This is a genomic window from Streptomyces achromogenes, from assembly GCF_030816715.1.
GTDB classification, from domain to species: Bacteria; Actinomycetota; Actinomycetes; order Streptomycetales; family Streptomycetaceae; genus Streptomyces; species Streptomyces achromogenes_A.
Map to the genome: position 1 here is coordinate 3146777 of NZ_JAUSYH010000001.1, position 22224 is coordinate 3169000.

Below are 22224 nucleotides of genomic sequence, written 5' to 3' on the forward strand. Positions count from 1 at the left end.
GCGTGCAGCTTGCATAGTAACGGCAGCAGGGACACGCCCCAAAGGCGATCAAGCGACGTGGCCGCGGAGAGGCCGGTGACGCGGGTGAGAACCGCGGTACTGGTCGGGGTGGCGGGATTTGAACCCACGGCCTTCCGCTCCCAAAGCGGACGCGCTACCAAGCTGCGCCACACCCCGTCTGGTGCGACACGTAGGGTACATGCCCGCAGGCCGCCTGACCGCCGCATTTGCCGAGCGCCGGGGTGGCCCGCGAGGGGGGCGCGGAAAGGCGGTGTGCGACAGGGGGCGCCGACCCGCTACGATGCCTGCAGTGCCGCGGTCGGCTGACCTGCGGCGCGTCGTGTGCGGGCGTAGCTCAATGGTAGAGCACTAGTCTTCCAAACTAGCTACGCGGGTTCGATTCCCGTCGCCCGCTCTGTACGACGAAGGCCCGGGTGAGAGGACGGTTTCCTCTCCCCGGGCCTTCGGCGTTCCTGGAGGCTCTTCCCCGCCCTTCGCACCCCGGTCGCCGGACTCAGAAGCTGATCGAGTTGATCGTGTCGGCGAGGGAGTCGAGGAAGCGGTTGATCGACGGGGCCATGCCGGTCGAGGCGAGGAAGAAGCCGAACAGGATGGCGACGATCGCCGGGCCCGCCTTGATCGACCCGCCCCGGATCAGCACCACCAGGATGATCGCCAACAGCAGCACCACTGACAGTGAGATGGCCACAACTGATCACACACCCTCGGTCGGTCCGCACTCCCGAGACCATCGTGCCACCAACCCGGCCCACCTATGCGGACCGTGACGCATCATCGCGCGGCCCGGTCGGCCGCCGACGCGCCGCGGGTTATTCGGATCACACGCCGGTTCGCGTGTCGGCAGCGGGAATTGGGGAACTCCGTTTCCGTGTCCACACAATGCCTGCGCAGTTATTTCGAATTACGGCCCCGGGTGCGACACCTTGCGTCAACTACCGGCTCACAACCGGCGTTATGCACCTTTTAGTCGGGATGAAGTGTGACATCACGGACGGTTCCGTGGCCCCTCCCGTCCCGCCCGCCGCCCCACCGAAGAGCAATAGAGAGGAATGACCAGGGGCGTTTTACGAATAGCCGCGCACGACGCTAGGGTGCCTCAAATGTTCCACGCCGCCTCGTCTCTCGTTCCGAGCACGCGCTCTTCCCCGAACCAGAACGACCAGGACGACCAGCACGGTCACGACGATCGGCGCAACCGGTCCCGGGACAGATCCGCCGAGCGTGCGGCCCCACGGCCCGCCGCGCAGCGGGACGCGTTCTTCGACAACGCCAAGTACCTGGCGATCGTGCTGGTGGCCGTGGGGCACTCCTGGGAGCCGCTCAAGGGCGACAGCCGGGTGCTGCAGGCGGCGTACATGTTCGTGTACTCGTTCCACATGCCGGCGTTCATCGTCATCTCCGGCTTCTTCTCCCGGAGTTTCGACGGCAGCCCGGCCCGGCTCAAGCGCCTGATCACGGGCGTCGCCGTGCCGTACGTCGTCTTCGAGACCGCCTATCCCGTCTTCCGGCGCTACGTCGACCACAACCCCGCCCAGGAGATCAGCCTTCTCGACCCCTGGTACCTCACCTGGTTCCTGTGCGCGCTGTTCGTCTGGCGGCTCACCACGCCGGTCTGGAAGCTCGTCCGGCATCCGCTGCCGGTGGCGCTGGGCCTCGCCATGCTGGCGACCGTCACCCCCGCCATCGGCGACGACCTGGACCTCCAGCGGGTCCTGCAGTTCCTGCCCTTCTTCGTGCTGGGCCTGTGCCTGCGGCCCGAGCACTTCCGGCTGGTGCGCCGGCGCACGGTGCGGATCGCGGCCGTGCCGGTGTTCGCGCTGGCGCTCGCCTTCGCCTACTGGGCGGTGCCGCGGATGAACGTCTCCTGGCTCTACCACCGCGACTCCGCGCAGGAGCTGGGCGCCCCCTGGTGGGCGGGGCCCGTCATGCAGCTCGCCCTGTTCGGCTGCTCACTGGTGCTGACGGCCTGCTTCTTCTCCTGGGTGCCGGGCCGCACGATGTGGTTCACGGTCCTCGGCGCGGGCACGCTGTACGGCTATCTGCTGCACGGCTTCCTCATCAAGACCGCCGACTACCGCGGCTGGTTCGAGCACCCCGCGCTGCACCGGCCGCTCGGGGAGATCGCCGTCAGCGTCGCCGTGGCCGTGGCCGTCACCCTGTTGTGCACCCCGCCGGTACGACGCGTCTTCCGGTTCGTGATGGAGCCGAAGATGGAGTGGGTCTTCAAGCGGGACGCCGCCCAGCTCGCCCGCGAGCGCGAGAAGGGCGCCCGGCCCGAGGAGAGCGGGAGGCGCGGGACGGACGAGAAGGTCGCGGGCGGGGTCGGGGCCTGAACACCCGTACCGCCGGGGGCTCCTGCCCGTGGCCCGTGGGACTCCACCGAGGGATTCCTGCCCGAGGAGACTCCGGCCCCAGGGGGCTGTGACCCCAGGGGACTGCGGCCCCAGGGGACTGCGGCCCGACGGCTCGGACCCGGCGGCTCATCCCCGGGTGATGTTCCGGGGAGGTCGTTCGGCCGGTGCGGCGAGGCCGAGGAGTGCGCGCATGCGCGCGTACTTCTCCGTCAGCCGTGCGCGGGTGGGCGCGTCCAGGACCGCCAGCCGAGCGGGGTCCGCGTTGTGGGCCAGGTCCGCCTCCTTCACCAGCAGGGCGCCCGGCGTGGCCAGGACACGGGCCGCGTACGCCTCGGGCGTCTCCCCCGCCCGCTTGGTCACGGCGAGGACGACGGCCTTCGTTCGGTCGCTCAGCGCGGCCGCCGCCAGCCAGGCCTCGGTGAGGGCGTCGTCCTCGACGGCGTCGTGCAGCCAGGCGGCCGCGATCTGCTCGTCGTCGCCGCCCCGCGCGCGTACCCCCTCCGCGACCGCCCGGAGGTGTTCCGCGTAGGGACGGCCCGCCTTGTCGGTCTGCCCCTCGTGGGCGGCGCGGGCGAGGGCCTCGACCTCGGACAGGGTCAGCAAAACGGTCCCCTCTCGTCGGGGGAGCTCACGGTTCGGGTGAGCTCACGGTTCAGGACAGCGCCGCCGACTGGGTCGTCGGGCCCTCGTGGCAGATCAGCAGCAGAGCACGGTCGTCGTTGACGTCCTTCGCGACGGCCTCGATCAGGTGCCAGGCGGCGCCCTGGAAACCGCCGGCGACATAGCGGTCGGCCGCGCCGGTGAGGCGGTCGATGCCCTCGACGATGTCCCGGTCGGAGGTCTCCACCAGGCCGTCGGTGAAGAGCATCAGGACGTCACCGGGGCGCAGCGAGCCCTTCACCGGGTCGAACTGGGCGCCGTCGTACACGCCGAGGAGGGGACCCTCGGCGGCCTTCTCCTCCCAGCGGCCGCTGCCCGCGCTGAGCTGGAGGCCCGGCGGGTGACCGGCCGAGTAGAGCTCGTAGTCGCCGGAGTCGAGGTCGAGGACGAGGTGGATGGAGGTCGCGAAGCCCTCGTCCCAGTCCTGGCGCAGCAGATAGCCGTTGGCGGCCGGGAGGAAGGCGTGCGGGGGCAGCGAGCCGAGCAGGCCGCCGAAGGCGCCCGACAGCAGCAGCGCGCGCGAACCGGCGTCCATGCCCTTGCCGGAGACGTCGGTGAGGACGACCTCCAGCGTGCGGCCGCCGTTGGTGCGGGCCGCGACGACGAAGTCCCCGGAGAACGACTGGCCGCCCGCGGGCCGCAGCGCCATCTCGTGGTGCCAGCCCGGCGGCAGACTCGGCAGCTTGCTCTGCACGCGGATGCGTTCGCGCAGGTCGAAGAGCATCGTGCCGCCGCGCCGCCAGGGGACGCCGACCCGGCTGCGGAACTGGGCGATGAGCAGCCCGAAGAAACCGCATGCGGCGACCACGAGCACCACGCCGGGCGTGACCCGGGAGGGGCCCTCCGTGTACGGGCCCAACCGCACCGACTCCACGATGAGGGCCGTCGCGGCCGCCGCGTACAGCCCGAGCAGACTCGACGGGCGCAGCACCAGGCCGCCGGTGACGATCGGCAGGACGAGGGCGGCCGGGGAGCACCACACCGAGTTGGCGAGCGTCGTGGCGGCGATCAGCGGGACGGTGAGCAGCAGGAAGGCGAGCGCGATCCAGTCCGAGCCGTCACCGCGGAAGTAGTCGACGGCGCTTCGGCGCACGCCGGTGCGGACCCGGTGCATCAAGTGCTTCAACCGGGCCGTCGACGTCTCGGCTTCCGCGCGCCGCTGTCGTCCTGCTGCCATTAGTTCGGGACCCTATCCATCCAACCCGCCGCTTGGCACGGGAGGTCCCACTTGTCCCCCCTCCGAGGTTCGACTTCACAGTGAACGCCACGGAAAGCGCTCGCGCCGCAAGAGGGCGAAATTCCCTGGCCCGACCCCCGTCGGCCTGCTACGCATGAGCCCATGACGAGTGAGGCGGGTCACGGCGGGACGGCGCGGGCGGCGACGACCGACATGCGGGTGCTGCGGGAGGAGGAGTGGGACACCTGGTACGACACTCTGGTGCGCGCCTTCGGCGGGGTCCCCGAGTCGGTCGAGGAGCGGGAGCTTTACCGGTCGCTCACCCCGTACGACCGCTGCCTCGGCGTGTGGGACGGCGACATGTGCGTGGCGACGGCGGGGGCGTACGACTTCCGGCTGACCGTGCCCGGCGGGGCGTCGACGCCGGCGGCGGGCGTGACGATGGTCGGGGTGAGCGCGACGCACCGGCGGCGCGGGATTCTGACCTCGATGATGCGGCGACTGCTGGACGACACGCGCGCGGAAGGGCGGTCGCTCGCCGTTCTCACCGCCTCCGAGCCGGACATCTACGGACGGTTCGGGTATGGCGTGGCGACCTTCGGGCTGCATGCGGAGATCGACACCAGCCGGGTGCGGCTGGCCGTCCCGGACGGGACGGACGAGGTCCGGCTGCGGTACGCCGACCCCGGCGCGGAACTCGCCGTGTGCGAGGCGGTGTACGCGCGGACGGTGCCCGGCCGGCCCGGAATGCTCGCGCGGCGGCCCGGCTGGGAACGGCCGGCGCTGCTCGATCCGGAGAGCGAGCGGGGCGGGGCGTCGCCGCTGCAGTGCGTGCTCACCGAACGGGACGGCGAGGTCACCGGTTACGCCCGGTTCCGGGTGCGCCCCGAGTGGGGGCACAGCGGGCAGAACGGGCGGGTGCTGCTCCGGGATCTGACCGCGGTCGACGCGCCGTCGCAGGCCGCGTTGTGGCGGTTCCTGTTCGGGATCGACCTCACCACCTCGCTCGAGGTGCGGGGGCGGCCGGTGGACGAGGGGTGGCAGCATCTCGTGTCCGACGTCCGGCGGTGCGAACTGCGGGTGCGGGACGCGTTGTACGTGCGGCTCGTGGAGGTCGGCACGGCGCTGGAGGCGCGGACGTACCAGGCGCCGGTGGACGTGGTGTTCGATGTCGAGGACGCCTTCTGCCCCTGGAACTCCGGGCGTTGGCGGCTCTCCGGGGACGCCAAGGGCGCGGTGTGCTCGCGGACCTCCGACGCGGCCGACCTCGCCCTGTCCGTACGGGAGTTGGGGGCGGCCTACCTCGGCGGGGTGAGCCTGGCGGCGCTGGGCGCGGCCGGACGGGTGCGGGAGGTCAGGCGGGGAGCGCTGACGGAGGCGGCGTCGGGGTTCGGGTCGGCCACGGCGCCCTGGCTGCCGCACGGTTTCTAGGGCGTTTCGAGAGTCCCGTCCGCCCTTCGGGCATGCGACGCCACTTTCGAAAGGCACTGGTCAGTTCTTCTGGCAGGTCGGGCACCAGAAGAGGTTGCGGGCGGCGAGGTCGGCGGTGCGGACGGCGTCGCCGCACAGATGGCAGGGCTGGTGCGCACGGCGGTAGACGTACACCTCGCCGCCGTGGTCGTCGACCCGCGGCGGGCGGCCCATCGCCTCCGGGGTGTGCTCCGGGCGGACCGTGTCGATGCGGTTGTCGCGGACGCCCTGGCGCATGAGGGCGACCAGGTCGGACCAGATCGCGTCCCATTCGGCGGGGGTGACCGTCCGGCCCGCGCGGTAGGGGTCGACGCGGTGCCGGAAGAGGACCTCGGCGCGGTAGACGTTGCCCACGCCGGCGATGATCTTCTGGTCCATGAGGAGTGCGGCGATCGTCGTACGGCTGCGGGAGACGCGGGCGTACGCGGCCTGCGGGTCGGCGTCGGCGCGCAGCGGGTCGGGGCCGAGGCGGGCGTGTACGGCCTGCTTCTCCTCGTCGCCGATGAGGGCGCAGGTCGTGGGGCCCCGCAGGTCGACGTAGGAGGCCGGGGCGGCGAGGCGGAGCCGGACGGTGTCCGTGGGCGGCGGTGCGGGGGCCGGACCGAAGGTGACCTTGCCGAAGAGGCCCAGGTGTATGTGGATCCAGCGGTCGGCGGTGAAGCCGAGGAAGAGGTGCTTGCCGTGTGCCTCGGTGCGGGTCAGGGCGGCGTCGGCGAGGAGGGCAGCCGCCGCGGCGAACTTGCCCTGGGGGCTGCTCACTCGCAGGGGCCCGCCGGTGAAGCGGGCGTAGTCCTGCGCCAGTCGGTGGATCGTGTGGCCTTCCGGCACCGGTGTGTTCCTTCCCCGCCCCGGGCCGCCCGGGACCCGTCTCGCCCACCCGCCGGGTCCGGTCGGGTGGGCGGCGCCTTCCGCCTGCGGCCGGAGGGTTACTGCTGGGGGTGGTGGGGCGGGACGGGGGGCAGGTCGCCGGTCGTCTCGTAGTCCGCCAGCATGTCGATGCGGCGGATGTGACGCTCGTCCTGGGAGAACGGGGTGGCCAGGAAGGTCTCGACGAACTTCGTCACCTCGTCCTCGGCGTGCATGCGGGCGCCGACCGCGACGACGTTGGCGTTGTTGTGCTGGCGGCCGAGGGACGCGGTCTCCTCGCTCCAGGCCAGCGCCGCACGGACGCCCTTGACCTTGTTCGCGGCGATCTGCTCGCCGTTGCCGGAGCCGCCGATCACGATGCCGAGGGAGTCGGGGTCAGCGGCCGTCTTCTCCGCCGCGCGGAGGCAGAAGGGCGGGTAGTCGTCCTGGGCGTCGTAGATGTGGGGCCCGCAGTCGACCGGGTCGTGACCCGCCGCCTTGAGCCATTCGACGAGGTGGTTCTTGAGTTCGAAGCCGGCATGGTCCGAGCCGAGATACACGCGCATGGGACGAGTGTGACATGGGGGCCGTGGGGTAGCAGCCCCGGGTGCCGCGTCTGGAAACGCTCAACAATGCCGTGGAAGCTCAGGAAAACCTCAAGTAACAATCTGGAATCAAAGGTTCCTGAATTCATTTGCCTCGGATTCACTGGACCGGCTCGTACGCCCCCCACCGCACGATCCCCCTGATTCCCCTCACGCGGCGCAAAGGAAAGACATCCCCATGACTTCGCAGCCGACCCTCACCAAGGCCGACCCAGGCCCCGGAGGCACCGGAGAACCCGGTTCCGGACTTCAGGCAGGTCTCAAGAACCGGCATCTGTCGATGATCGCCATCGGCGGCGTCATCGGCGCCGGGCTGTTCGTCGGTTCCAGCTCCGGCATCGCCACCGCCGGGCCGGGCATCCTGCTCTCCTACGCGCTCGTCGGCACGCTCGTGGTGCTGGTGATGCGCATGCTGGGTGAGATGTCCGCGGCCAATCCGACCTCCGGCTCCTTCTCCGCGCACGCGGACCGCGCGCTCGGACGCTGGGCCGGGTTCTCCATCGGCTGGCTGTACTGGTTCTTCTGGGTCGTGGTGCTGGCCGTGGAGGCGACCGCCGGGGCCAAGATCCTCGAGGGGTGGATGCCCGCCGTTCCCCAGTGGGGGTGGGCGCTCATCGTGATGGTCGTGCTGACCGCCACCAACCTCGTCTCCGTCGGCTCCTACGGCGAGTTCGAGTTCTGGTTCGCCGGCATCAAGGTCGTCGCCATCGGCGCGTTCATCGTGGTGGGCGGCCTCGCCGTGTTCGGCGTGCTCCCGGGCGCCGACAGCGACAAGGCCGGGCTGGGCAACCTCACCGGGCACGGCGGCTTCCTGCCCAACGGACCCGGCGCGATCCTCACCGGCGTCCTGCTCGTCGTGTTCTCCTTCATGGGCAGTGAGATCGCCACCCTCGCGGCCGGCGAGTCCGAGAACCCGCAGCGGGCCGTGACAAAGTCCACCAACAGCATCATCTGGCGGATCGGCGTCTTCTACCTCGGCTCGATCTTCGTCGTCGTCACGCTGCTGCCCTGGGACGACCCGTCCATCAAGGAGCAGGGCTCCTACGTCGCCGCCCTCGACTCGCTCGGCATCGCACACGCCGGTCAGATCATGAACTTCATCGTGCTGACGTCTGTCCTGTCCTGCCTCAACTCCGGGCTCTACACGGCTTCCCGCATGGCCTTCTCGCTCGGCGAGCGGGGCGACGCGCCGAAGGTCTTCGCCCGGACGACGCGCCGTGGCGTCCCCCTCGCGGCGATCGTCTCCTCCGTGGTCTTCGGGTTCGTCGCCGTCTTCTTCAACTACCGGTTCCCGGACTCCGTCTTCCTCTTCCTGGTGAACTCCAGCGGCGCCGTGGCGCTGTTCGTCTGGCTGGTGATCTGCTTCTCGCAGCTGCGGATGCGGAAGATCATCCAGGCCGAGGCGCCCGAGAAGCTGGTCGTGAAGATGTGGCTGTACCCGTACCTGACCTGGGCGACCGCGGCACTCATCGTCTTCGTGCTCGGCTACATGCTGACCGACACCGAGGGGGAGAGCAGCGGGCGGACGACGGTGCTGCTGTCGTTGCTCGTCGCCGCGATCGTGGTCGCCATCGCCGTGGTGAAGGAGCGGGGCGCGGGGGCGCGGATCGGCCACTCCCCCGCCGGTCCCGCCGACCCCGCGGTCGGCTCCGCCGCCTCCGCCGCCTCCGCCGCCGCATCCTCCGCAGGCGCCGGCTCCCAGGCCGACAAGGGCTAGCGGGCCGGAACGGCCGGTGAGTGGCAGGGGGTTCGCTTCGGCGGGCCCCCTGTTCGTCGTGTCCGGGCTGCGTCCGACGCCGTCCCTTCTGCTCTGCTCCCCTCCCCTTCCTCTCCCTCCGTCCCCTCCCCCTCCGTTCTCACATCACCGTGAAGCTGCCCTTCACCGCCTCGTACGTCTGCAGGGCCTCCGCCTCCCTGCCGGGCCGGTACCAGGTGTTGACCTGGTAGGACTTCCCGCTCTCGTCGAAGCCCAGCAGCCGGGCGTGCCACGGGTCGCCGCGGAGGGTGAAGGTGTACTCCCAGACCACCGCCGGCCGGCCGCGGAACGTCGTCTCCGCCAGACGGATCTTGCGGTAGTCCCGGCCCTGGCGGGCGTTCTCCTCTGAGGTGCGCCAGGCGTCCATCAGGTCGCCGTGGGCCAGGGAGGACTTCGCGACCAGTTCCTGGGCGCCGTCGGGGGACGTGTAGTGCACCTCCGAGCCCGTCTTCACGTCCCGCCGCCAGCCCTTCGGCGTCACCCATGCGTAGCCGCCCGCCTCCCGGTGGGCGCCCGGCGGCGGACTCGGCGGCCGGAACGTCCCCTGCACCGTGGGGGACGCCGAGCCCGAGCCGGGCGGTGAGTGGGCCGCGGAGCCGGAGCCGTTGGCGGTGGCGGCGGCGGTGGCGGTGGCGGCGGTAGGGGTGGGGGTGGCGGCGGTAGGGGTGGGGGTGGCGGCGGACGGGCCGGACGCTCCGCCGCCGGCCCTGTCCGCGCCGTCCCGTGCGCCGGGGATCGTCGCCAGCACGACCGCGACGACCGCACCGACGGCGGCGACGCCGAGGGCGGCGAACAGGCCGGTACGCCGACGGCCCGCCCGTCCGGGCGTCTGCCCCTGCTCATGGTCCTGCCCGCCCCCCTGTCCCTGCCCGTGCCGCTGCGCCTGTGCGGGTTCGTGTGGCTGCCGGGTCCGCCCCCGCGTCCGCTCCGCCGCTCGTTCCGCGCGAGGGGCGTCGGACGCCGGGGCGGTGTGCCCGTCCGGGACCGACCTGCGTTCCGTGACGGCCTGGGCGCGGGCGAGGGAGGTCCCGGAAGGCGGGGGCGGGGCGCCGGCCGCCAGCGTCGGCGTGGGACGGGGGAAGGCGATGGGGGCGAGGAGGGATTCCAGGGCGGGGAGGGTGGGACGGGCCGCGGGGTCCTTCTCCAGCAGGACGGCGAGGACGGCTCTCAACGGTCCCGCGCCGACGGGGAGTTCGGGTTCCTCGTAGAGCACCGCGTGCAGGGTGGCCAGTGTGGTGTCGCGGGCGAAGGGGGAGTGGCCGGTCAGCGCGGCGCAGAGGGTCGCGCCCAGGGACCAGACGTCGGAGGGCGGGCCCTGCGGGCGGCCGGAGACGCGCTCCGGCGCCATGTAGTCAGGGGAGCCGACCAGCATGCCGACCATGGTCAGCGCCTTCGTGTCCTGGATCGCGGCGATGCCGAAGTCCGTGAGGACGATCCGCCGGCCGCCGGGTCCCCTCCGCTCCGGCCCCTGCCCGCTCCCGGCCGGCGCCCGGCTCTCCACCAGGACGTTGCCCGGTTTGATGTCCCGGTGCAGGACACCCCGGCTGTGCACCTCGCGCAGGGCCGTGACCAGCCCCAGGCCGATGCGGGCGGTGTCGAGCGGGCTCAGCGGGCCGTCCTCGGCCATGATCCCTTCGAGGGAGCGCCCCGCGACCAGTTCCATGACGATCCACAGCCGGTCGCCTTCGTCCACGACGTCGTAGACGCGGACCACGTTGGGGTGGTCGATGCGGGCGGTGGCTCTGGCCTCGCGCAGGGTGCGTTCGCGGCGGGTGCGGGTGTCCTCCGAGCCGAGGCCGTCGATGCGCATCTCCTTCACCGCGACCTGCCGGTCGAGCACTGCGTCGACGGCCCGCCACACCCGCCCCATGCCCCCCTGGCCGATACTCTCGGCCAGCCGATAACGCCCCGCCACCAGCAACTCCGGGAAACCACCGCTCCCCGGCCCCCCGGAGTTCTCCCCACCCTCCGGAATCCTCGCGTTCCCCGAATTCCCCGGATCCCCCGCGCTTCCCGGAATTCCCGCGCTTCCCGAATTACCCGGCAATCCGCTGCACCCCCTCCCTGGCCCGGCCCCCGAAACGCAATAGTCACACTTAGTGCCGTACCAGCATAGTGCGGAGAAATCTTGTGGTACCTCTTCAAGTACTGCGAATTCAGACGCAGCCAAGGGGGCGAACATGAGTTCTCGTCGTGCGGCGATCGCCGTCGGGTCGCTGGTCGTGGCATCCGTCTCGGCCGTACTGACCCTGCCCTTCCCCGCCGGGGCGGACGACCACGGGCCGGGGAGCAGCAAAGGGGGAAAGGTCGTCGAGATGGCGCCGGCAGGCGTGCGGACGACGACCCTGCTGCCGGAGAGGATCTCGGTCGACAACAATTCAGGTAAAACGTCCCTCACCGCCACGGTGAGGAACGAGGGGACCCAGGACACTGAACAAATAAGGCTTTTGGTCGTAGGTTTCGACGGCCTTACGGTCAAAAGCGTTCAGGACTGTGACGCGATCGCGGCGAAAGACCTGCCGGAAGGGTCCAACAGCGGTTTCTCCTGCCCCATCCGCCATCTCGCGGCCGGCGCGTCGAGGTCCTATGCGGTCGACGCGACCTTCGACCTCGGGAAGACCGGAAAGATCTGTCTTCCCGTGCAGACCGCCGACGGCAAGAAGACGTACTGGCAGCAGGGCCCGGTGCCGTTCGGCACGACGAACCCGTCGCCGAACGCGCCCGCCACCCCGCTGCTCCTCGGCACCGACAACGCGCCCGTGGGCCCGGGAGGCGACGAACTGCCCAGGACCGGCGTCGGACGGGACCTGCTGCCGCTCGGCGCGGCCGGGGCGGCGCTGCTCGTGGCGGGCGCGGCCGGACTGTGGTGGTCCCGGCGGCCGGCCGGGCCGAAGGCGAGCTGAACGCGGAAGGATTGCAGAACGCGGAAGAGGTCCGCCGGGGCGCGTCGCTGGACGACCCGGGCGGACCTCTTCCGCACCGGCCGGACCCGTCGGCCGGAATACGTTGCTCGCGCCTACCGCTTGACGAGCTTCCACGCCGTCGGCAGCAGGCCCATCGCCAGGGCCGCCTTGACCGCGTCCCCGATCAGGAAGGGGGTGAGGCCCACCGCGATCGCCTGGGAGGCCGAGAGGTCGGCCGCGTAGGCCAGGTACGGGACGCCGACGGCGTAGATGACGGCCTCGCCCAGCAGCATCGCGCCGGCGGTGCGCGGCACGGAGCGGTCGGCACCGCGGCGGGCGAGCGCGCCCACGACGGCCGTCGCGAGGATCATGCCGAGGATGTAGCCGAAGGAGACGCCGATGCCGGAGGCGCCGTCGGCGAACCACGGCACGCCGGCCAGGCCGGCCAGCGCGTAGACGGCGAGCGAGGAGACTCCGCGACGCGCGCCGAGGGTCGTGCCGACGAGCAGCGCGGCGAAGGTCTGGCCGGTCACCGGAACGGGGCTGCCGGGGACCGGAACCGAGATCTGGGCGGCGAGTCCGGTCAGCGCGGCGCCGCCGAGTACGAGCGCGAGGTCCCGGACGCGGGAGGCCGGGAGCAGGTCGGCGAGGACCTGTCCGGGGCGTGCGGCGGTGGCGGCGGTGCTCATGGGGGACTCCGCGAGGATCGGGGGCGGTTCGGGACACGGCGACGCTATCCCAGCGCGGTCGAGCCGCTCACCGTCAACGATCGACAAAGGCGGTGACCGCGGCGTGGTGGGCTCCACACAAAAGATGCCGGTTACACCGGGCGTGGCGTGACGCCGATCACTGAGGTGGGGATGTTTCGCTCACCTTTCCGTCTGCGACGGGATTGTGAACTCCCGCCAACTAAATCCTAGTGGTCTGGTGGGATTCGGGTTTGCCGTCCTACGCTCTCAGCCATGTCAGCCCTCGCCCAGTCCAGGAACCTCACGTCGCGTCGCCATGTCGACCTGCGACGCCAGGGCTCGGCCACCTGTCGCCGGCCGATCTGAGGCGCGGTCACCGCGCGCCTCGGCTTGCGGGCCGCGCCCGGACGTGGACCGACCCCGTCCCGGGCTGCCCGGTTCAGAACTCCGGGCGTCGATCCGCCGCTCCGGGGACGCGAACCTCGTTTCCTGAACCGCCGCCCTCTGTGCCGCTGACGCGCGGGGTCCTCCGCGCGTGCGTTCCCCTGGCCTGGACCGTCCTTCCGTGACGGCTCCCGCATTCCGTCTGCGTTTTTTTCCGCCGCTTTCCCCTTGGGGGTCCCGCTGTGCCTGCCACCTATGACCGACGCGTCTTCCTCACCTCCCTGCTCGGCGCCGCCGCCGGTGTCGCCGGTCTCAGCGGTTGCGCCGAGAGCAGCGCCGCCGCGACCGCGAAGGGCGCCTCCACCGCCCCGCTCGCGTCCGAGGTGCCGGCCGGCACGAGCCTGAAGATCTCCTCCTTCCAGAACGTCCAGCAGCTGCAGTTCAAGCTGGCGAACCTGCCCGCGTTGCCGTTCAAGGTGTCGGACTGGCTCAACATCGGGGCCGGCCCCGATGTCATCAACGCGTTCCGCGCCAAGTCCCTGGACCTCGCCAACAACGCGGGAATCCCGCCGATCCAGGCGCATTTCCAGGGTTTCGACGCGAAGATCGTCGCGATCAACATCACGCGCAAGCCGAACTACCTCTTCGCCACCAAGCCCGGCAGCGACATCCGCACCGTGGCGGACTTCCGCGGCAGGAAACTGGCGTTCTCGCAGGGCCAGGCACAGGGCGTGGTCCTCCTGCGGGCGCTGAAGAAGGCCGGCCTGGCCTACGACGACGTGAAGCTCGTCCCGCTGACCAGCAACCAGTTCCTCACCGCACTGCAGTCCGGCCAGGTCGACGTCGCCCCGCTCGGCAACACCCAGGCGCCCGCCTACCTCCAGCAGTACGCCTCCAAGGGCGCCCGCACCGTCACCACCGACGTCGTCGACCTGCTCAACCTGTTGTGGGCGCCGGCGTCCGTGCTGAACGACAGGGCGAAGGCGGCCGCGGTCGCCGCGTACATCCCGCAGTGGGCGCAGGGCCAGGTGTGGCAGTACGAGCACCCGGACGTGTGGAACGAGGAGTTCTACGTCAAGACGCAGAACCTGAACCTCGACCAGGCCCGGGCGATCACCGCGCTGGCCAACAAGCCTCTGTTCCCGCCCAGTTGGGCCGAGGCCGTCCGGTGGGAGCAGGAGACCGCCGATCTGCTCGCGGAGGGCGGCTTCGTGAAGAAGTTCGACGTCTCCTCGCTCTTCGACCACCGCTTCGAGGGCATCGCCGCGAAGTCCGTGGCCGCCGAGTACCGGAAGTGACCGCCATGACCACCACCACCCTGAGCACGGCCCCCCTCGCCGCCGCCGAACCGGCGCCCCGACGACGGCGCCGCCGCAGCCTCTCCCCCGGCAAGCGCCTGCCCGCCGCCCGCATGGCGGGACCGCTCGTCGTCCTCGCCCTGTGGGCCGCCGCCTCCGCCGCCGGACGGCTCGACCCCGCGGCGATCCCCGCACCCTGGACGGTGCTGGAGACCGGCGCCCGGCTGTGGAGCGACGGCACGCTCACCACCGACGTCCTCACCTCGCTGGAGCGCGCCGGATACGGCTTCGCGATCGGCCTGACCGCCGGCGTGGCACTCGCCCTGGCCTCCGGGCTGTCCCGGACCGGGGAGGCGCTGATCGACGGGACCGTGCAGCTCAACCGGGCGATCCCGACCCTCGGCCTGATCCCGCTGTTCATCCTGTGGCTGGGCATCGGCGAGACCTTCAAGATCGCGATCATCGCGATCGTCGTCTACATCCCGATCTACCTCAACACGCATGCCGCGCTGTCCGGCATCGACCACCGGTTCGTCGAACTCGCCGAGGTGCAGGGGCTGTCGAGGGTGCGGTTCATCCGGGAGATCGTGATCCCCGGCGCACTGCCCGGCTTCTTCGTGGGACTGCGGCTCGGCGTCACCGGCTCCTGGCTCGGTCTGGTCGTCCTGGAGCAGATCAACGCCACCAGCGGCCTCGGCTACATGATGTTCCAGGCCCAGAACTACGGCCAGTCGGACGTCATCCTGGTCGGCCTCCTCATCTACGGCGTCTTCGGTCTGATCTCCGACAGCGCGGTCCGTGTCGTCGAACGGAGGGTGCTGTCATGGCGCCGCACACTGAGCAGCTGACCCCCACCGCCGCCGTCCGGCTGCGCGGTCTGACCCGGTCGTTCGACGGCCGCACGGTCCTCGACGCCGTCGACCTGGACATCCCCGCCGGACAGTTCGTGGCCCTGCTCGGGCACAGCGGCTCCGGCAAGAGCACCCTGCTGCGGGCGGTCGCGGGCCTGGACCACGCGGTCGCCGGCAGCGGAGAGCTGACGGCTCCGGAGCGGGTCTCGGTCGTCTTCCAGGACTCGCGGCTGCTGCCCTGGCGGCGGGTGCTGGAGAACGTCCTGCTGGGCCTCGACGGCAGGGAGGCCGAGCGCAAGGGGCGGGAGGCGCTCGCCGAGGTCGGGCTGGAGGGACGCGAGCGGGCCTGGCCCAACGAGCTGTCCGGCGGTGAGGCGCAGCGCGCCGCACTGGCCCGCTCCCTGGTCCGCGAGCCCGAACTCCTGCTGGCCGACGAGCCGTTCGGGGCACTGGACGCACTCACCCGGATCAGGATGCACACCCTGCTGCGCGAACTGTGGGAGCGCCACCGGCCCTCCGTGCTGCTCGTCACGCACGACGTGGACGAGGCGATCGTGCTCGCCGACCGTGTCCTCGTCCTGGAGCACGGCCGGATCGGGCTCGACCTGACCGTCGAGCGGCCGCATCCCCGCTCGTACCGGGATCCGCTGCTCGGCGAGTACCGCGAGCGGCTGCTTGCGGCGCTGGGTGTGACCGCGGACGTCGGCTGACTCCGGCCGGCACCCGGCCGGCCGGTCCGCCTCCTGGGGGGCTGCCGCCCCCGGACCCCCGCTTCGGCCCTGAAGGGGCCTCGTCCCCGAACGCCGGACGGCCGAGTCTTCCCGGCGTTCATTTCCTCCTCCACCGTCCGAAGGACACGTCATGCCCCGCCAGCTTCACCTCAACGCGTTTCTCATGAACACCGGTCATCACGAGGCCTCGTGGCGGCTGCCCGAGAGCGATCCGTACGCCCACGTCGAGCTGAGCCACTACGTCCATCTGGCCCGGACCGCCGAACGCGGGGCCTTCGACTCGCTGTTCCTCGCCGACGGACCCCAGTTGTGGGGCGACCTGGCGCAGCGGCCGGCCGGCTCGCTGGAGCCGCTCACGCTGCTCACCGCGCTGGCGACGGCGACCGAGCACATCGGTCTCATCGCCACCGCGTCGACCTCCTACAACTCCCCCTACAACCTGGCCCGCAAGTTCGCCTCGCTGGACATCATCAGCGGCGGCCGGGCCGGCTGGAACATCGTCACCACGGCAGGCGCGGAGGCCGCCCGCAACTTCGGTCTCGACGCCGAGCCCGCGCACGCCGAGCGGTACGCCCGGGCCGCCGAATTCCTCGACGTGGCGCTGAAGCTCTGGGACAGCTGGGAGGACGACGCGATCGTCGCCGACAAGGCGGCCGGCGTCTGGGGCGACGACCGCAAGATCCACCCGCCCCGGCACCGGGGGACCTACTTCAGCGTCGAGGGAGCGCTCAACGTCCCGCGTTCGCCGCAGGGTTACCCCCTGCTGGTGCAGGCGGGCTCGAGCGAGGACGGCAAGGTGTTCGCCGCCCGGTACGCGGAGGCGGTGTTCACGGCCCAGCAGACCCTCGCCGACGCGCAGGCCTTCTACGCCGACCTGAAGGCCCGCACGGCGGCGGGCGGCCGCGATCCGGACCACATCAAGGTGCTGCCCGGGATCGTGCCGGTGATCGGCTCCACGGAGGCGGAGGCGCGGGCGCACGAACGCGTCCTCGAGGACCACATCGTGTACGCGCACGGTGTCGGGCGGCTGGAATCGCTGCTGCAACTGGAGCCCGGCACACTGGAGTTGGACGCCGAGCTGCCTGCCGTCCTGCCGCCCGAGGAGGCCATCGAGGGCGCGAAGAGCCGCTACACGCTGGTGGTGGAGCTGGCCCGGCGCGAGCGCCTCACCGTGCGGCAGCTGATCGGGCGGCTCGGCGGCGGCCGCGGGCATCTCACCTTCGCGGGGACGCCGGAGCAGGTCGCCGACACGATCGAGACCTGGTTCCGGCAGGGCGCCGCCGACGGTTTCAACATCATGCCCGCCGTCCTTCCCTCCGGCCTCGACGCCTTCGTCGACCACGTCGTCCCGATCCTGCGCGCCCGCGGACTGCTGCGCACCGGGTACGGCGCGCGCACCACCCTGCGCGAGCGGTACGGCCTGCCGCGTCCCGCCAACCAGCACGTCGCCCCCGCACTCGCCACCGTCTGACTCGCCACCGTCTGACTCGTCGCCCCCCGATTCGTCGCCGCCCGATTCGTCGCCGTCCGACTCGCCACCGTCTGAAAGGACCCCCTTCCATGTCCCTCCACCTGCGCAAGCTCTCCGCGAACATCGGCGCCCATGTCAGCGGCGTCGACGTCTCCGGACCTCTCGACGGGGACACCCGTGCCGCCCTGCGCGAGGCGCTCAACGTCCACAAGGCGCTGGTCTTCGACGACGTGGACCTCGACGACGACAGCCAGCAGGCCTTCGTCCGTCAGTTCGGCGACGTCACCACCGCCCACCCCACCGTGCCCGCCGTCGACGGCGCTCCGAACGTGCTGCCCGTCGACAGCGAGCGGGGCGTCGCCAACCACTGGCACACCGACGTCACGTTCGTCCTCAACCCGCCGCAGGCCAGCACCCTGCGCAGCATCACGATCCCGCCGTACGGAGGCGAGACCCTGATCGCCAGCTCGGCCGCCGCCTACCGTCAGCTGCCCGAACCGCTGCGCGCGCTGGCCGACACACTGTGGGCCGAGCACACCAACGACTACGACTACGCGGTTCCCGCGGAGGAGATCGACGAGGAACGGGACGCCCAGCGCGCCCAGTTCACGTCCATCACGTTCCGCACCGCCCACCCCGTGGTCCGGGTCCACCCGCTGACCGGTGAACGCGGCCTGTTCATCGGCGGGTTCGCGCAGCGGATCGTGGGGCTGTCGGTGGGCGAGTCGCGCCGGATCCTCGACCTGCTCCAGTCGTACGTCGTGCGGCCGGAGAACGTCCTGCGCCACCGCTGGTCGGAGCACCAGCTGGTGCTGTTCGACAACCGCATCACCCAGCACTACGCCGTCGACAACTACGACAAGCAGCCGCGCCGGCTGCACCGGGTGACCGCCGCCGGCGACATCCCGGTCGGCGTCGACGGCAAGGAGAGCTATTCGATCGAGGGGGACGCGGCGCACTACACGTCCGTCGCGGCGTAACCGCGCCGTGCCGGGAGCGGCCCCGCGAGGACAGGACTCGCGGGGCCGCTCCCGTGCCGTTTCCGTGCCGTTCCCCCTGCCGCTCCCGTACGGCGACCGGGCGAGTCGCGACGCCCGGACGGCGCGGGGGGTTCCCGGCGGACGCCGTCGCGGGCGACAGTGGCCCGCATGGGTCTTCCGAAGAGGCGTTGCCCCAACTGCGGGGACACCGAGCAGCACTTCCGGCGCCTGCACGCCGCCGAGCGCGTCTACGCCCTCGGGCAGGTGGACAGCGCGGACGTCCACAAGTACTGGCGCTGCACCCGCCAGGGCTGCGTGCGGGTGCAGTCCTACTTCAACTGGCGGGCCGGCTTCGACCTCCCGGAGGAGTTCCGGACGCCTCCGCAGCCGGCGGCCACCTAGCGTCCGTGCCGGCCGGGTGCCCGCCTCCGCCCGCGGGGCGTCACGGCCTCACAGGTTGCTGAAGTCGGGGCCCTTGGTACGGGTGCGCTTGATCTCGTAGAAACCGGGGACCGAGGCCACCGCGAGGGTGCCGTCCCACAGGCGGCCGGCCTCCTCGCCCTGGGGGGCGGGGGTGACGACGGGGCCGAAGAAGGCGATCTGCTCGCCGTCGGGTCCGGGCACGGCGATGACGGGGGTGCCGACGTCCTGGCCGACCTTCTCGATGCCCTCCTTGTGGGAGGCGCGCAGCTGGGCGTCGAACTCGAAGTCCGACTGCTCGGCGTAGTCGATCAGGGAGGCGGGCAGGCCGACGTCCTTCAGCGCGCCGGCGATGGCCTCCACGGTCGGGCCCTCGCCGTTGTTGTGTATGCGGGTGCCGAGAGCGGTGTACAGCGGGCCGAGGACGTCCTCGCCGTGCAGCTGCCAGGCGGCGGTGACCACGCGCACCGGCTGCCAGGCCTTGACCGCCAGCATCTCGCGGTACTCCTCGGGCAGCTCGTCGAGCTTGTTCTCGTTGAGGACGGCGAGGCTCATCACATGCCAGCGGACCTCGATGTCACGGACCTTCTCGACTTCCAGCACCCACCGGGAGGTCATCCAGGCCCACGGGCACAGCGGGTCGAACCAGAAGTCGACGGGGGTCTTCTCCGACATGTCTCTCCCTAGAGATCCTCAGCAGACACAGCTTTCCCTCTCAACACCGCGACCCGTGCCGCACATTCCCTGCCGCCCCGTGTCAGGGGCGCATGGCAGGATCGCTCCTGTCCGCAGACCCATGCGCCACGCAGTGAGGGAGTACCGCCCGTGCCCGGTGAGAACCTGTCCCGCGACGAGGCCCGGGAGCGGGCCGCCCTGCTGTCCGTCGACGGATACGACGTGTCCCTCGACGTCCGTTCGGCGGTCGACGACCACTCCGGGGACGCGCCACGCACCTTCAGGTCGGTCACCACGATCCGGTTCCGCTGCAACGAGCCCGGCGCGTCGACCTTCGCCGACCTGATCGCGCCGAGTGTGACGTCCGTCTCCCTCAACGGCCGCGACCTCGACCCCGGCGAGGTCTTCGACGGCGCCCGGATCCTGCTGGAGGACCTGGCGGCGGAGAACGAGCTGGTGGTGGACGCCCGGTGCGCGTACTCCCGCTCGGGCGAGGGCCTGCACCGCTTCGTCGACCCGGAGGACGGCGAGGTCTACCTCTACACGCAGTACGAGCCCGCCGACGCGCGCCGGGTCTTCGTCACCTTCGAGCAGCCCGACCTCAAGGCCCCCTTCCGCTTCGAGGTGCGCGCGCCCGAGGAATGGACGGTGTGGAGCAACGGCGCCGGCGAGCGCGCGGACGGGGTCTGGCGGTTCGCGGAGACGAAGCCGATCTCGACGTACATCACCTGTGTCGTGGCCGGCCCCTACCACTACGTGACGGACACGTACACGCGCGACCTGGGCGACGGCACGACGCTGGAGATCCCCCTCGGCGCGATGTGCCGCAAGGGGCTGGCCCCCTACTTCGACGCCGACGACGTCTTCCTGATCACGCGGCAGGGCCTGGACTTCTTCCACGACCACTTCGACTACCCGTACCCCTTCGGCAAGTACGACCAGGCGTTCGTGCCCGAGTACAACCTCGGCGCGATGGAGAACCCGGGCCTGGTGACCTTCCGCGAGGAGTACATCTTCCGGGGGAAGGTGACGAAGACCTCCTACGAGGCGCGGGCGAACGTCATCCTGCACGAGATGGCCCACATGTGGTTCGGCGACCTCGTCACCATGGTGTGGTGGGACGACCTGTGGCTGAAGGAGTCCTTCGCCGACTTCATGGGCACCTTCGCCAGCGTCGGCGCGACGCGCTTCTCCGACGCCTGGATCACCTTCGCCAACCGCCGCAAGGCCTGGGCCTACCGCGCGGACCAGCTGCCCTCCACGCACCCGATCACCGCCGACATCCGCGACCTTCAGGACGCCAAGCTCAACTTCGACGGCATCACCTACGCCAAGGGCGCCAGCGTGCTCAAGCAGCTGGTGGCCTACGTCGGTCAGGACGCGTTCATGGAGGGCGCCCGCCGCTACTTCAAGCGGCACGCGTACGGCAACAACCGGCCTCGGCGACCTGCTGTCGGTCCTCGGCGAGACCAGCGGCCGGGACATGGGCGCGTGGGCGCGGTCCTGGCTGCAGACGGCGGGCGTGAACTCGCTGACCCCGCAGGTGCTGCTGGACGCGGCGGGCCGGGTCGCCGAGCTGGCGGTGCTCCAGGAGGCCCCGGAGTCCCATCCGGAGCTGCGGCCGCACCGGGTGGCCGTCGGTCTCTACCGCCGGGAGGAGGGCCGTCTGGTGCGGTACGCGCGCGCCGAGGCGGACGTCGACGGGCCGCGCACGACCGTGCCGGACCTGGCCGGCCAGGAGGCCCCGGAGCTGGTCCTGGTCAACGACGACGACCTGACGTACTGCAAGACCCGCTTCGACGAGACCTCGTTGGACGCCCTGCGCTCCTCCCTGGGCGACATCACCGACCCGCTGGCCCGCGCGCTGTGCTGGTCGGCGCTGTGGAACATGACGCGGGACGCGCTGCTGCCCGCGCGGGACTTCATCGGGCTGGTGCTGCGCTTCGCGGGCCGCGAGTCGGACATCGGCGTGCTGCAGATGCTGCACGCGTGGGCGGAGTCGGCGCTGGTGCACTATGTGGCTCCGCCGCTGCGGGAGACCGGCGCGCGGCTGCTGGCCGAGGGCGCCGAGCGCGAGCTGTACGCCGCCGCGCCGGGCAGCGAGCACCAGCTGGCCTGGGCGCGCTTCTTCGCCGGCAGGGCCGAGAGCCCGGCCGGCTTCGAGCTGTTGCAGGGCCTGCTGGACGGCACGTCGGCGATCGAGGGGCTGGAGGTGGACCAGGAACTGCGCTGGACGTTCCTGGAGCCGCTGGCCGCACACGGGTACGCGGACGAGAAGGCGCTGGCGGCCGAACTGGCCCGTGACGACACCGCGTCCGGCAAGCGCCACCAGGTCCGCTGCCTCGCCGCCCGCCCCTCGGCGGCGGTGAAGGCGCAGGCGTGGGCGCAGGTGGTGGAGTCCGACGCCCTCTCCAACGCCCTGGTGGAGGCGACGATCGCCGGGTTCGGCCAGCCCTCGCAGCGGGAGCTGCTGGCGCCGTACCGGGACAAGTACTTCGCGGCGATCGAGCGGGTCTGGTCCGAGCGCTCCATCCAGATCGCGATGACTATCGTCAAGGGCCTGTTCCCGTCCTTGCAGGACTCCCCGCAGACGCTGGTGGAGACGGACATCTGGCTGGCCGCGCACGACGCGGCGCCCCCGGCGCTGCGCCGGCTGGTCCTCGAGGCGTGGGACGACCACGCACGGGGCCTGCGCGGACAGGCGTGCGACGCACGGGCCGAAGCGGGATCCTCGGACGACTAGGGCGCGTTCCGCGAGCCCCGTCCGTGCGTCCGGTCCGAGCGCTTCCCCCCACGGGCCTTGCCTTTGGCCATGAATTCCGCCGACGGTCACCGTTACGGAATTCAGTCAATCCGACCCGTAACCCCTGGCCCCTTCATTCGGGACCAGGGGTTTTCGGCCCCTAGTCGGCACCCGAACACCCGTCCTTTAG

Annotated in this window: 19 protein-coding genes, 2 tRNA genes and 1 pseudogene; 13 read left to right on the plus strand and 9 right to left on the minus strand. The window is 71.3% G+C overall.

Going from position 1 to position 22224, the window contains the following annotated elements; genetic code table 11:
- Window positions 1-100: 100 nt before the first annotated feature.
- Window positions 101-177: transfer RNA gene (locus QF032_RS14140), tRNA-Pro, on the minus strand.
- Between the two features lie 167 nt (window positions 178-344).
- On the opposite strand from QF032_RS14140, the gene QF032_RS14145 reads away from it, so the two are divergent.
- Window positions 345-415, plus strand: a tRNA-Gly gene (locus QF032_RS14145).
- A 99-nt stretch (window positions 416-514) separates the two neighbouring features.
- On the opposite strand, the gene QF032_RS14150 is transcribed toward QF032_RS14145, so the two are convergent.
- Window positions 515-709 carry a hypothetical protein gene (locus QF032_RS14150; RefSeq protein ID WP_030779494.1) on the minus strand — a complete coding sequence of 65 codons (195 nt, stop codon included), beginning with the start codon at window positions 707-709 and terminating at the stop codon, window positions 515-517.
- A 412-nt stretch (window positions 710-1121) separates the two neighbouring features.
- On the opposite strand from QF032_RS14150, the gene QF032_RS14155 reads away from it, so the two are divergent.
- Window positions 1122-2354 (plus strand): acyltransferase family protein, encoded by a 1233-nt coding sequence (locus QF032_RS14155; RefSeq protein WP_307056137.1) that lies wholly within the window; start codon window positions 1122-1124, stop codon window positions 2352-2354.
- Between the two features lie 147 nt (window positions 2355-2501).
- On the opposite strand, the gene QF032_RS14160 is transcribed toward QF032_RS14155, so the two are convergent.
- Entirely contained in the window at window positions 2502-2978 is a 477-nt protein-coding gene (locus tag QF032_RS14160; RefSeq protein WP_307042937.1) for an HD domain-containing protein, read from the minus strand.
- Window positions 2979-3027: 49 nt separating this feature from the next.
- A complete protein-coding gene (locus tag QF032_RS14165) occupies window positions 3028-4212 on the minus strand; it encodes a PP2C family protein-serine/threonine phosphatase (protein ID WP_306952290.1) in 1185 nt (394 codons plus the stop codon).
- 162 nt (window positions 4213-4374) lie between these two features.
- Here QF032_RS14165 and QF032_RS14170 point away from each other — a divergent pair, with 162 nt between their 5' ends.
- Window positions 4375-5643 (plus strand): GNAT family N-acetyltransferase, encoded by a 1269-nt coding sequence (locus QF032_RS14170; protein ID WP_307056138.1) that lies wholly within the window; start codon window positions 4375-4377, stop codon window positions 5641-5643.
- 60 nt (window positions 5644-5703) lie between these two features.
- Here the strand turns inward: QF032_RS14170 and QF032_RS14175 are convergent, their stop codons facing one another.
- Together QF032_RS14175 and QF032_RS14180 are read right to left on the minus strand one after the other, a co-directional pair.
- The gene (locus QF032_RS14175; protein WP_306952288.1) at window positions 5704-6510 is read right to left on the minus strand and encodes an Fpg/Nei family DNA glycosylase; all 807 of its coding nucleotides are present in this window, start codon (window positions 6508-6510) and stop codon (window positions 5704-5706) included.
- 98 nt (window positions 6511-6608) lie between these two features.
- Window positions 6609-7094 carry a ribose-5-phosphate isomerase gene (locus QF032_RS14180; protein WP_307042942.1) on the minus strand — a complete coding sequence of 162 codons (486 nt, stop codon included), beginning with the start codon at window positions 7092-7094 and terminating at the stop codon, window positions 6609-6611.
- 217 nt (window positions 7095-7311) lie between these two features.
- Between QF032_RS14180 and QF032_RS14185 the strand changes: the two genes are divergently transcribed.
- Window positions 7312-8850 carry an amino acid permease gene (locus tag QF032_RS14185; protein ID WP_307056139.1) on the plus strand — a complete coding sequence of 513 codons (1539 nt, stop codon included), beginning with the start codon at window positions 7312-7314 and terminating at the stop codon, window positions 8848-8850.
- Window positions 8851-8989: 139 nt separating this feature from the next.
- Here the strand turns inward: QF032_RS14185 and QF032_RS14190 are convergent, their stop codons facing one another.
- Window positions 8990-10804 (minus strand): serine/threonine-protein kinase, encoded by a 1815-nt coding sequence (locus tag QF032_RS14190; RefSeq protein WP_307056140.1) that lies wholly within the window; start codon window positions 10802-10804, stop codon window positions 8990-8992.
- A gap of 265 nt (window positions 10805-11069) precedes the next feature.
- Between QF032_RS14190 and QF032_RS14195 the strand changes: the two genes are divergently transcribed.
- Complete coding sequence (locus tag QF032_RS14195; protein ID WP_307042948.1) at window positions 11070-11792, plus strand: hypothetical protein; 723 nt, start codon at window positions 11070-11072, stop codon at window positions 11790-11792.
- Window positions 11793-11905: 113 nt separating this feature from the next.
- Here the strand turns inward: QF032_RS14195 and QF032_RS14200 are convergent, their stop codons facing one another.
- Window positions 11906-12481: a biotin transporter BioY gene (locus QF032_RS14200; protein ID WP_307056141.1), complete on the minus strand. Its 576-nt coding sequence runs from the start codon at window positions 12479-12481 to the stop codon at window positions 11906-11908.
- Between the two features lie 273 nt (window positions 12482-12754).
- Here QF032_RS14200 and QF032_RS40610 point away from each other — a divergent pair, with 273 nt between their 5' ends.
- The 7 genes from QF032_RS40610 (at window position 12755) to QF032_RS14230 (ending at window position 18598) form a co-directional block, all read left to right on the plus strand.
- Window positions 12755-12847 carry a putative leader peptide gene (locus QF032_RS40610; protein WP_373430337.1) on the plus strand — a complete coding sequence of 31 codons (93 nt, stop codon included), beginning with the start codon at window positions 12755-12757 and terminating at the stop codon, window positions 12845-12847.
- 260 nt (window positions 12848-13107) lie between these two features.
- A complete protein-coding gene (locus tag QF032_RS14205) occupies window positions 13108-14163 on the plus strand; it encodes an ABC transporter substrate-binding protein (protein WP_307056142.1) in 1056 nt (351 codons plus the stop codon).
- Between the two features lie 5 nt (window positions 14164-14168).
- The gene (locus QF032_RS14210; protein ID WP_307056143.1) at window positions 14169-15011 is read left to right on the plus strand and encodes an ABC transporter permease; all 843 of its coding nucleotides are present in this window, start codon (window positions 14169-14171) and stop codon (window positions 15009-15011) included.
- Window positions 14987-15724, plus strand: coding sequence for an ABC transporter ATP-binding protein (locus tag QF032_RS14215; protein WP_307056144.1), 738 nt, complete (start codon window positions 14987-14989; stop codon window positions 15722-15724). The genes QF032_RS14210 and QF032_RS14215 overlap by 25 nt, the downstream gene beginning before the upstream one ends.
- 151 nt (window positions 15725-15875) lie before the next feature.
- On the plus strand, window positions 15876-17216 hold the full coding sequence (locus tag QF032_RS14220) for an LLM class flavin-dependent oxidoreductase (protein ID WP_307042957.1): 1341 nt from the start codon (window positions 15876-15878) through the stop codon (window positions 17214-17216).
- A gap of 89 nt (window positions 17217-17305) precedes the next feature.
- The gene (locus QF032_RS14225) at window positions 17306-18196 is read left to right on the plus strand and encodes a TauD/TfdA dioxygenase family protein (RefSeq protein WP_307042959.1); all 891 of its coding nucleotides are present in this window, start codon (window positions 17306-17308) and stop codon (window positions 18194-18196) included.
- A 168-nt stretch (window positions 18197-18364) separates the two neighbouring features.
- A complete protein-coding gene (locus tag QF032_RS14230) occupies window positions 18365-18598 on the plus strand; it encodes a hypothetical protein (protein ID WP_307042961.1) in 234 nt (77 codons plus the stop codon).
- A 48-nt stretch (window positions 18599-18646) separates the two neighbouring features.
- Here the strand turns inward: QF032_RS14230 and QF032_RS14235 are convergent, their stop codons facing one another.
- Complete coding sequence (locus QF032_RS14235) at window positions 18647-19291, minus strand: DsbA family protein (protein WP_307042963.1); 645 nt, start codon at window positions 19289-19291, stop codon at window positions 18647-18649.
- A 150-nt stretch (window positions 19292-19441) separates the two neighbouring features.
- Between QF032_RS14235 and pepN the strand changes: the two are divergent.
- A pseudogene (gene pepN, locus QF032_RS14240) lies at window positions 19442-22034 on the plus strand (aminopeptidase N).
- The last annotated feature ends 190 nt before the right edge of the window (window positions 22035-22224 follow it).

Excerpts from the sequence above, each read along its gene's own strand:
- QF032_RS14185 (WP_307056139.1), top strand. The coding sequence starts at position 7,312 with ATGACTTCGCAGCCGACCCTCACCAAGGCCGACCCAGGCCCCGGAGGC.
- QF032_RS14235 (WP_307042963.1), bottom strand. The coding sequence starts at position 19,291 with ATGTCGGAGAAGACCCCCGTCGACTTCTGGTTCGACCCGCTGTGCCCG.
- QF032_RS14225 (WP_307042959.1), top strand. The coding sequence starts at position 17,306 with ATGTCCCTCCACCTGCGCAAGCTCTCCGCGAACATCGGCGCCCATGTC.
- QF032_RS14230 (WP_307042961.1), top strand. The coding sequence starts at position 18,365 with ATGGGTCTTCCGAAGAGGCGTTGCCCCAACTGCGGGGACACCGAGCAG.
- QF032_RS14180 (WP_307042942.1), bottom strand. The coding sequence starts at position 7,094 with ATGCGCGTGTATCTCGGCTCGGACCATGCCGGCTTCGAACTCAAGAAC.
- QF032_RS14210 (WP_307056143.1), top strand. The coding sequence starts at position 14,169 with ATGACCACCACCACCCTGAGCACGGCCCCCCTCGCCGCCGCCGAACCG.
- QF032_RS14170 (WP_307056138.1), top strand. The coding sequence starts at position 4,375 with ATGACGAGTGAGGCGGGTCACGGCGGGACGGCGCGGGCGGCGACGACC.
- QF032_RS14220 (WP_307042957.1), top strand. The coding sequence starts at position 15,876 with ATGCCCCGCCAGCTTCACCTCAACGCGTTTCTCATGAACACCGGTCAT.
- QF032_RS40610 (WP_373430337.1), top strand. The coding sequence starts at position 12,755 with ATGTCAGCCCTCGCCCAGTCCAGGAACCTCACGTCGCGTCGCCATGTC.
- QF032_RS14165 (WP_306952290.1), bottom strand. The coding sequence starts at position 4,212 with ATGGCAGCAGGACGACAGCGGCGCGCGGAAGCCGAGACGTCGACGGCC.
- QF032_RS14200 (WP_307056141.1), bottom strand. The coding sequence starts at position 12,481 with ATGAGCACCGCCGCCACCGCCGCACGCCCCGGACAGGTCCTCGCCGAC.
- QF032_RS14215 (WP_307056144.1), top strand. The coding sequence starts at position 14,987 with ATGGCGCCGCACACTGAGCAGCTGACCCCCACCGCCGCCGTCCGGCTG.
- QF032_RS14195 (WP_307042948.1), top strand. The coding sequence starts at position 11,070 with ATGAGTTCTCGTCGTGCGGCGATCGCCGTCGGGTCGCTGGTCGTGGCA.
- QF032_RS14155 (WP_307056137.1), top strand. The coding sequence starts at position 1,122 with ATGTTCCACGCCGCCTCGTCTCTCGTTCCGAGCACGCGCTCTTCCCCG.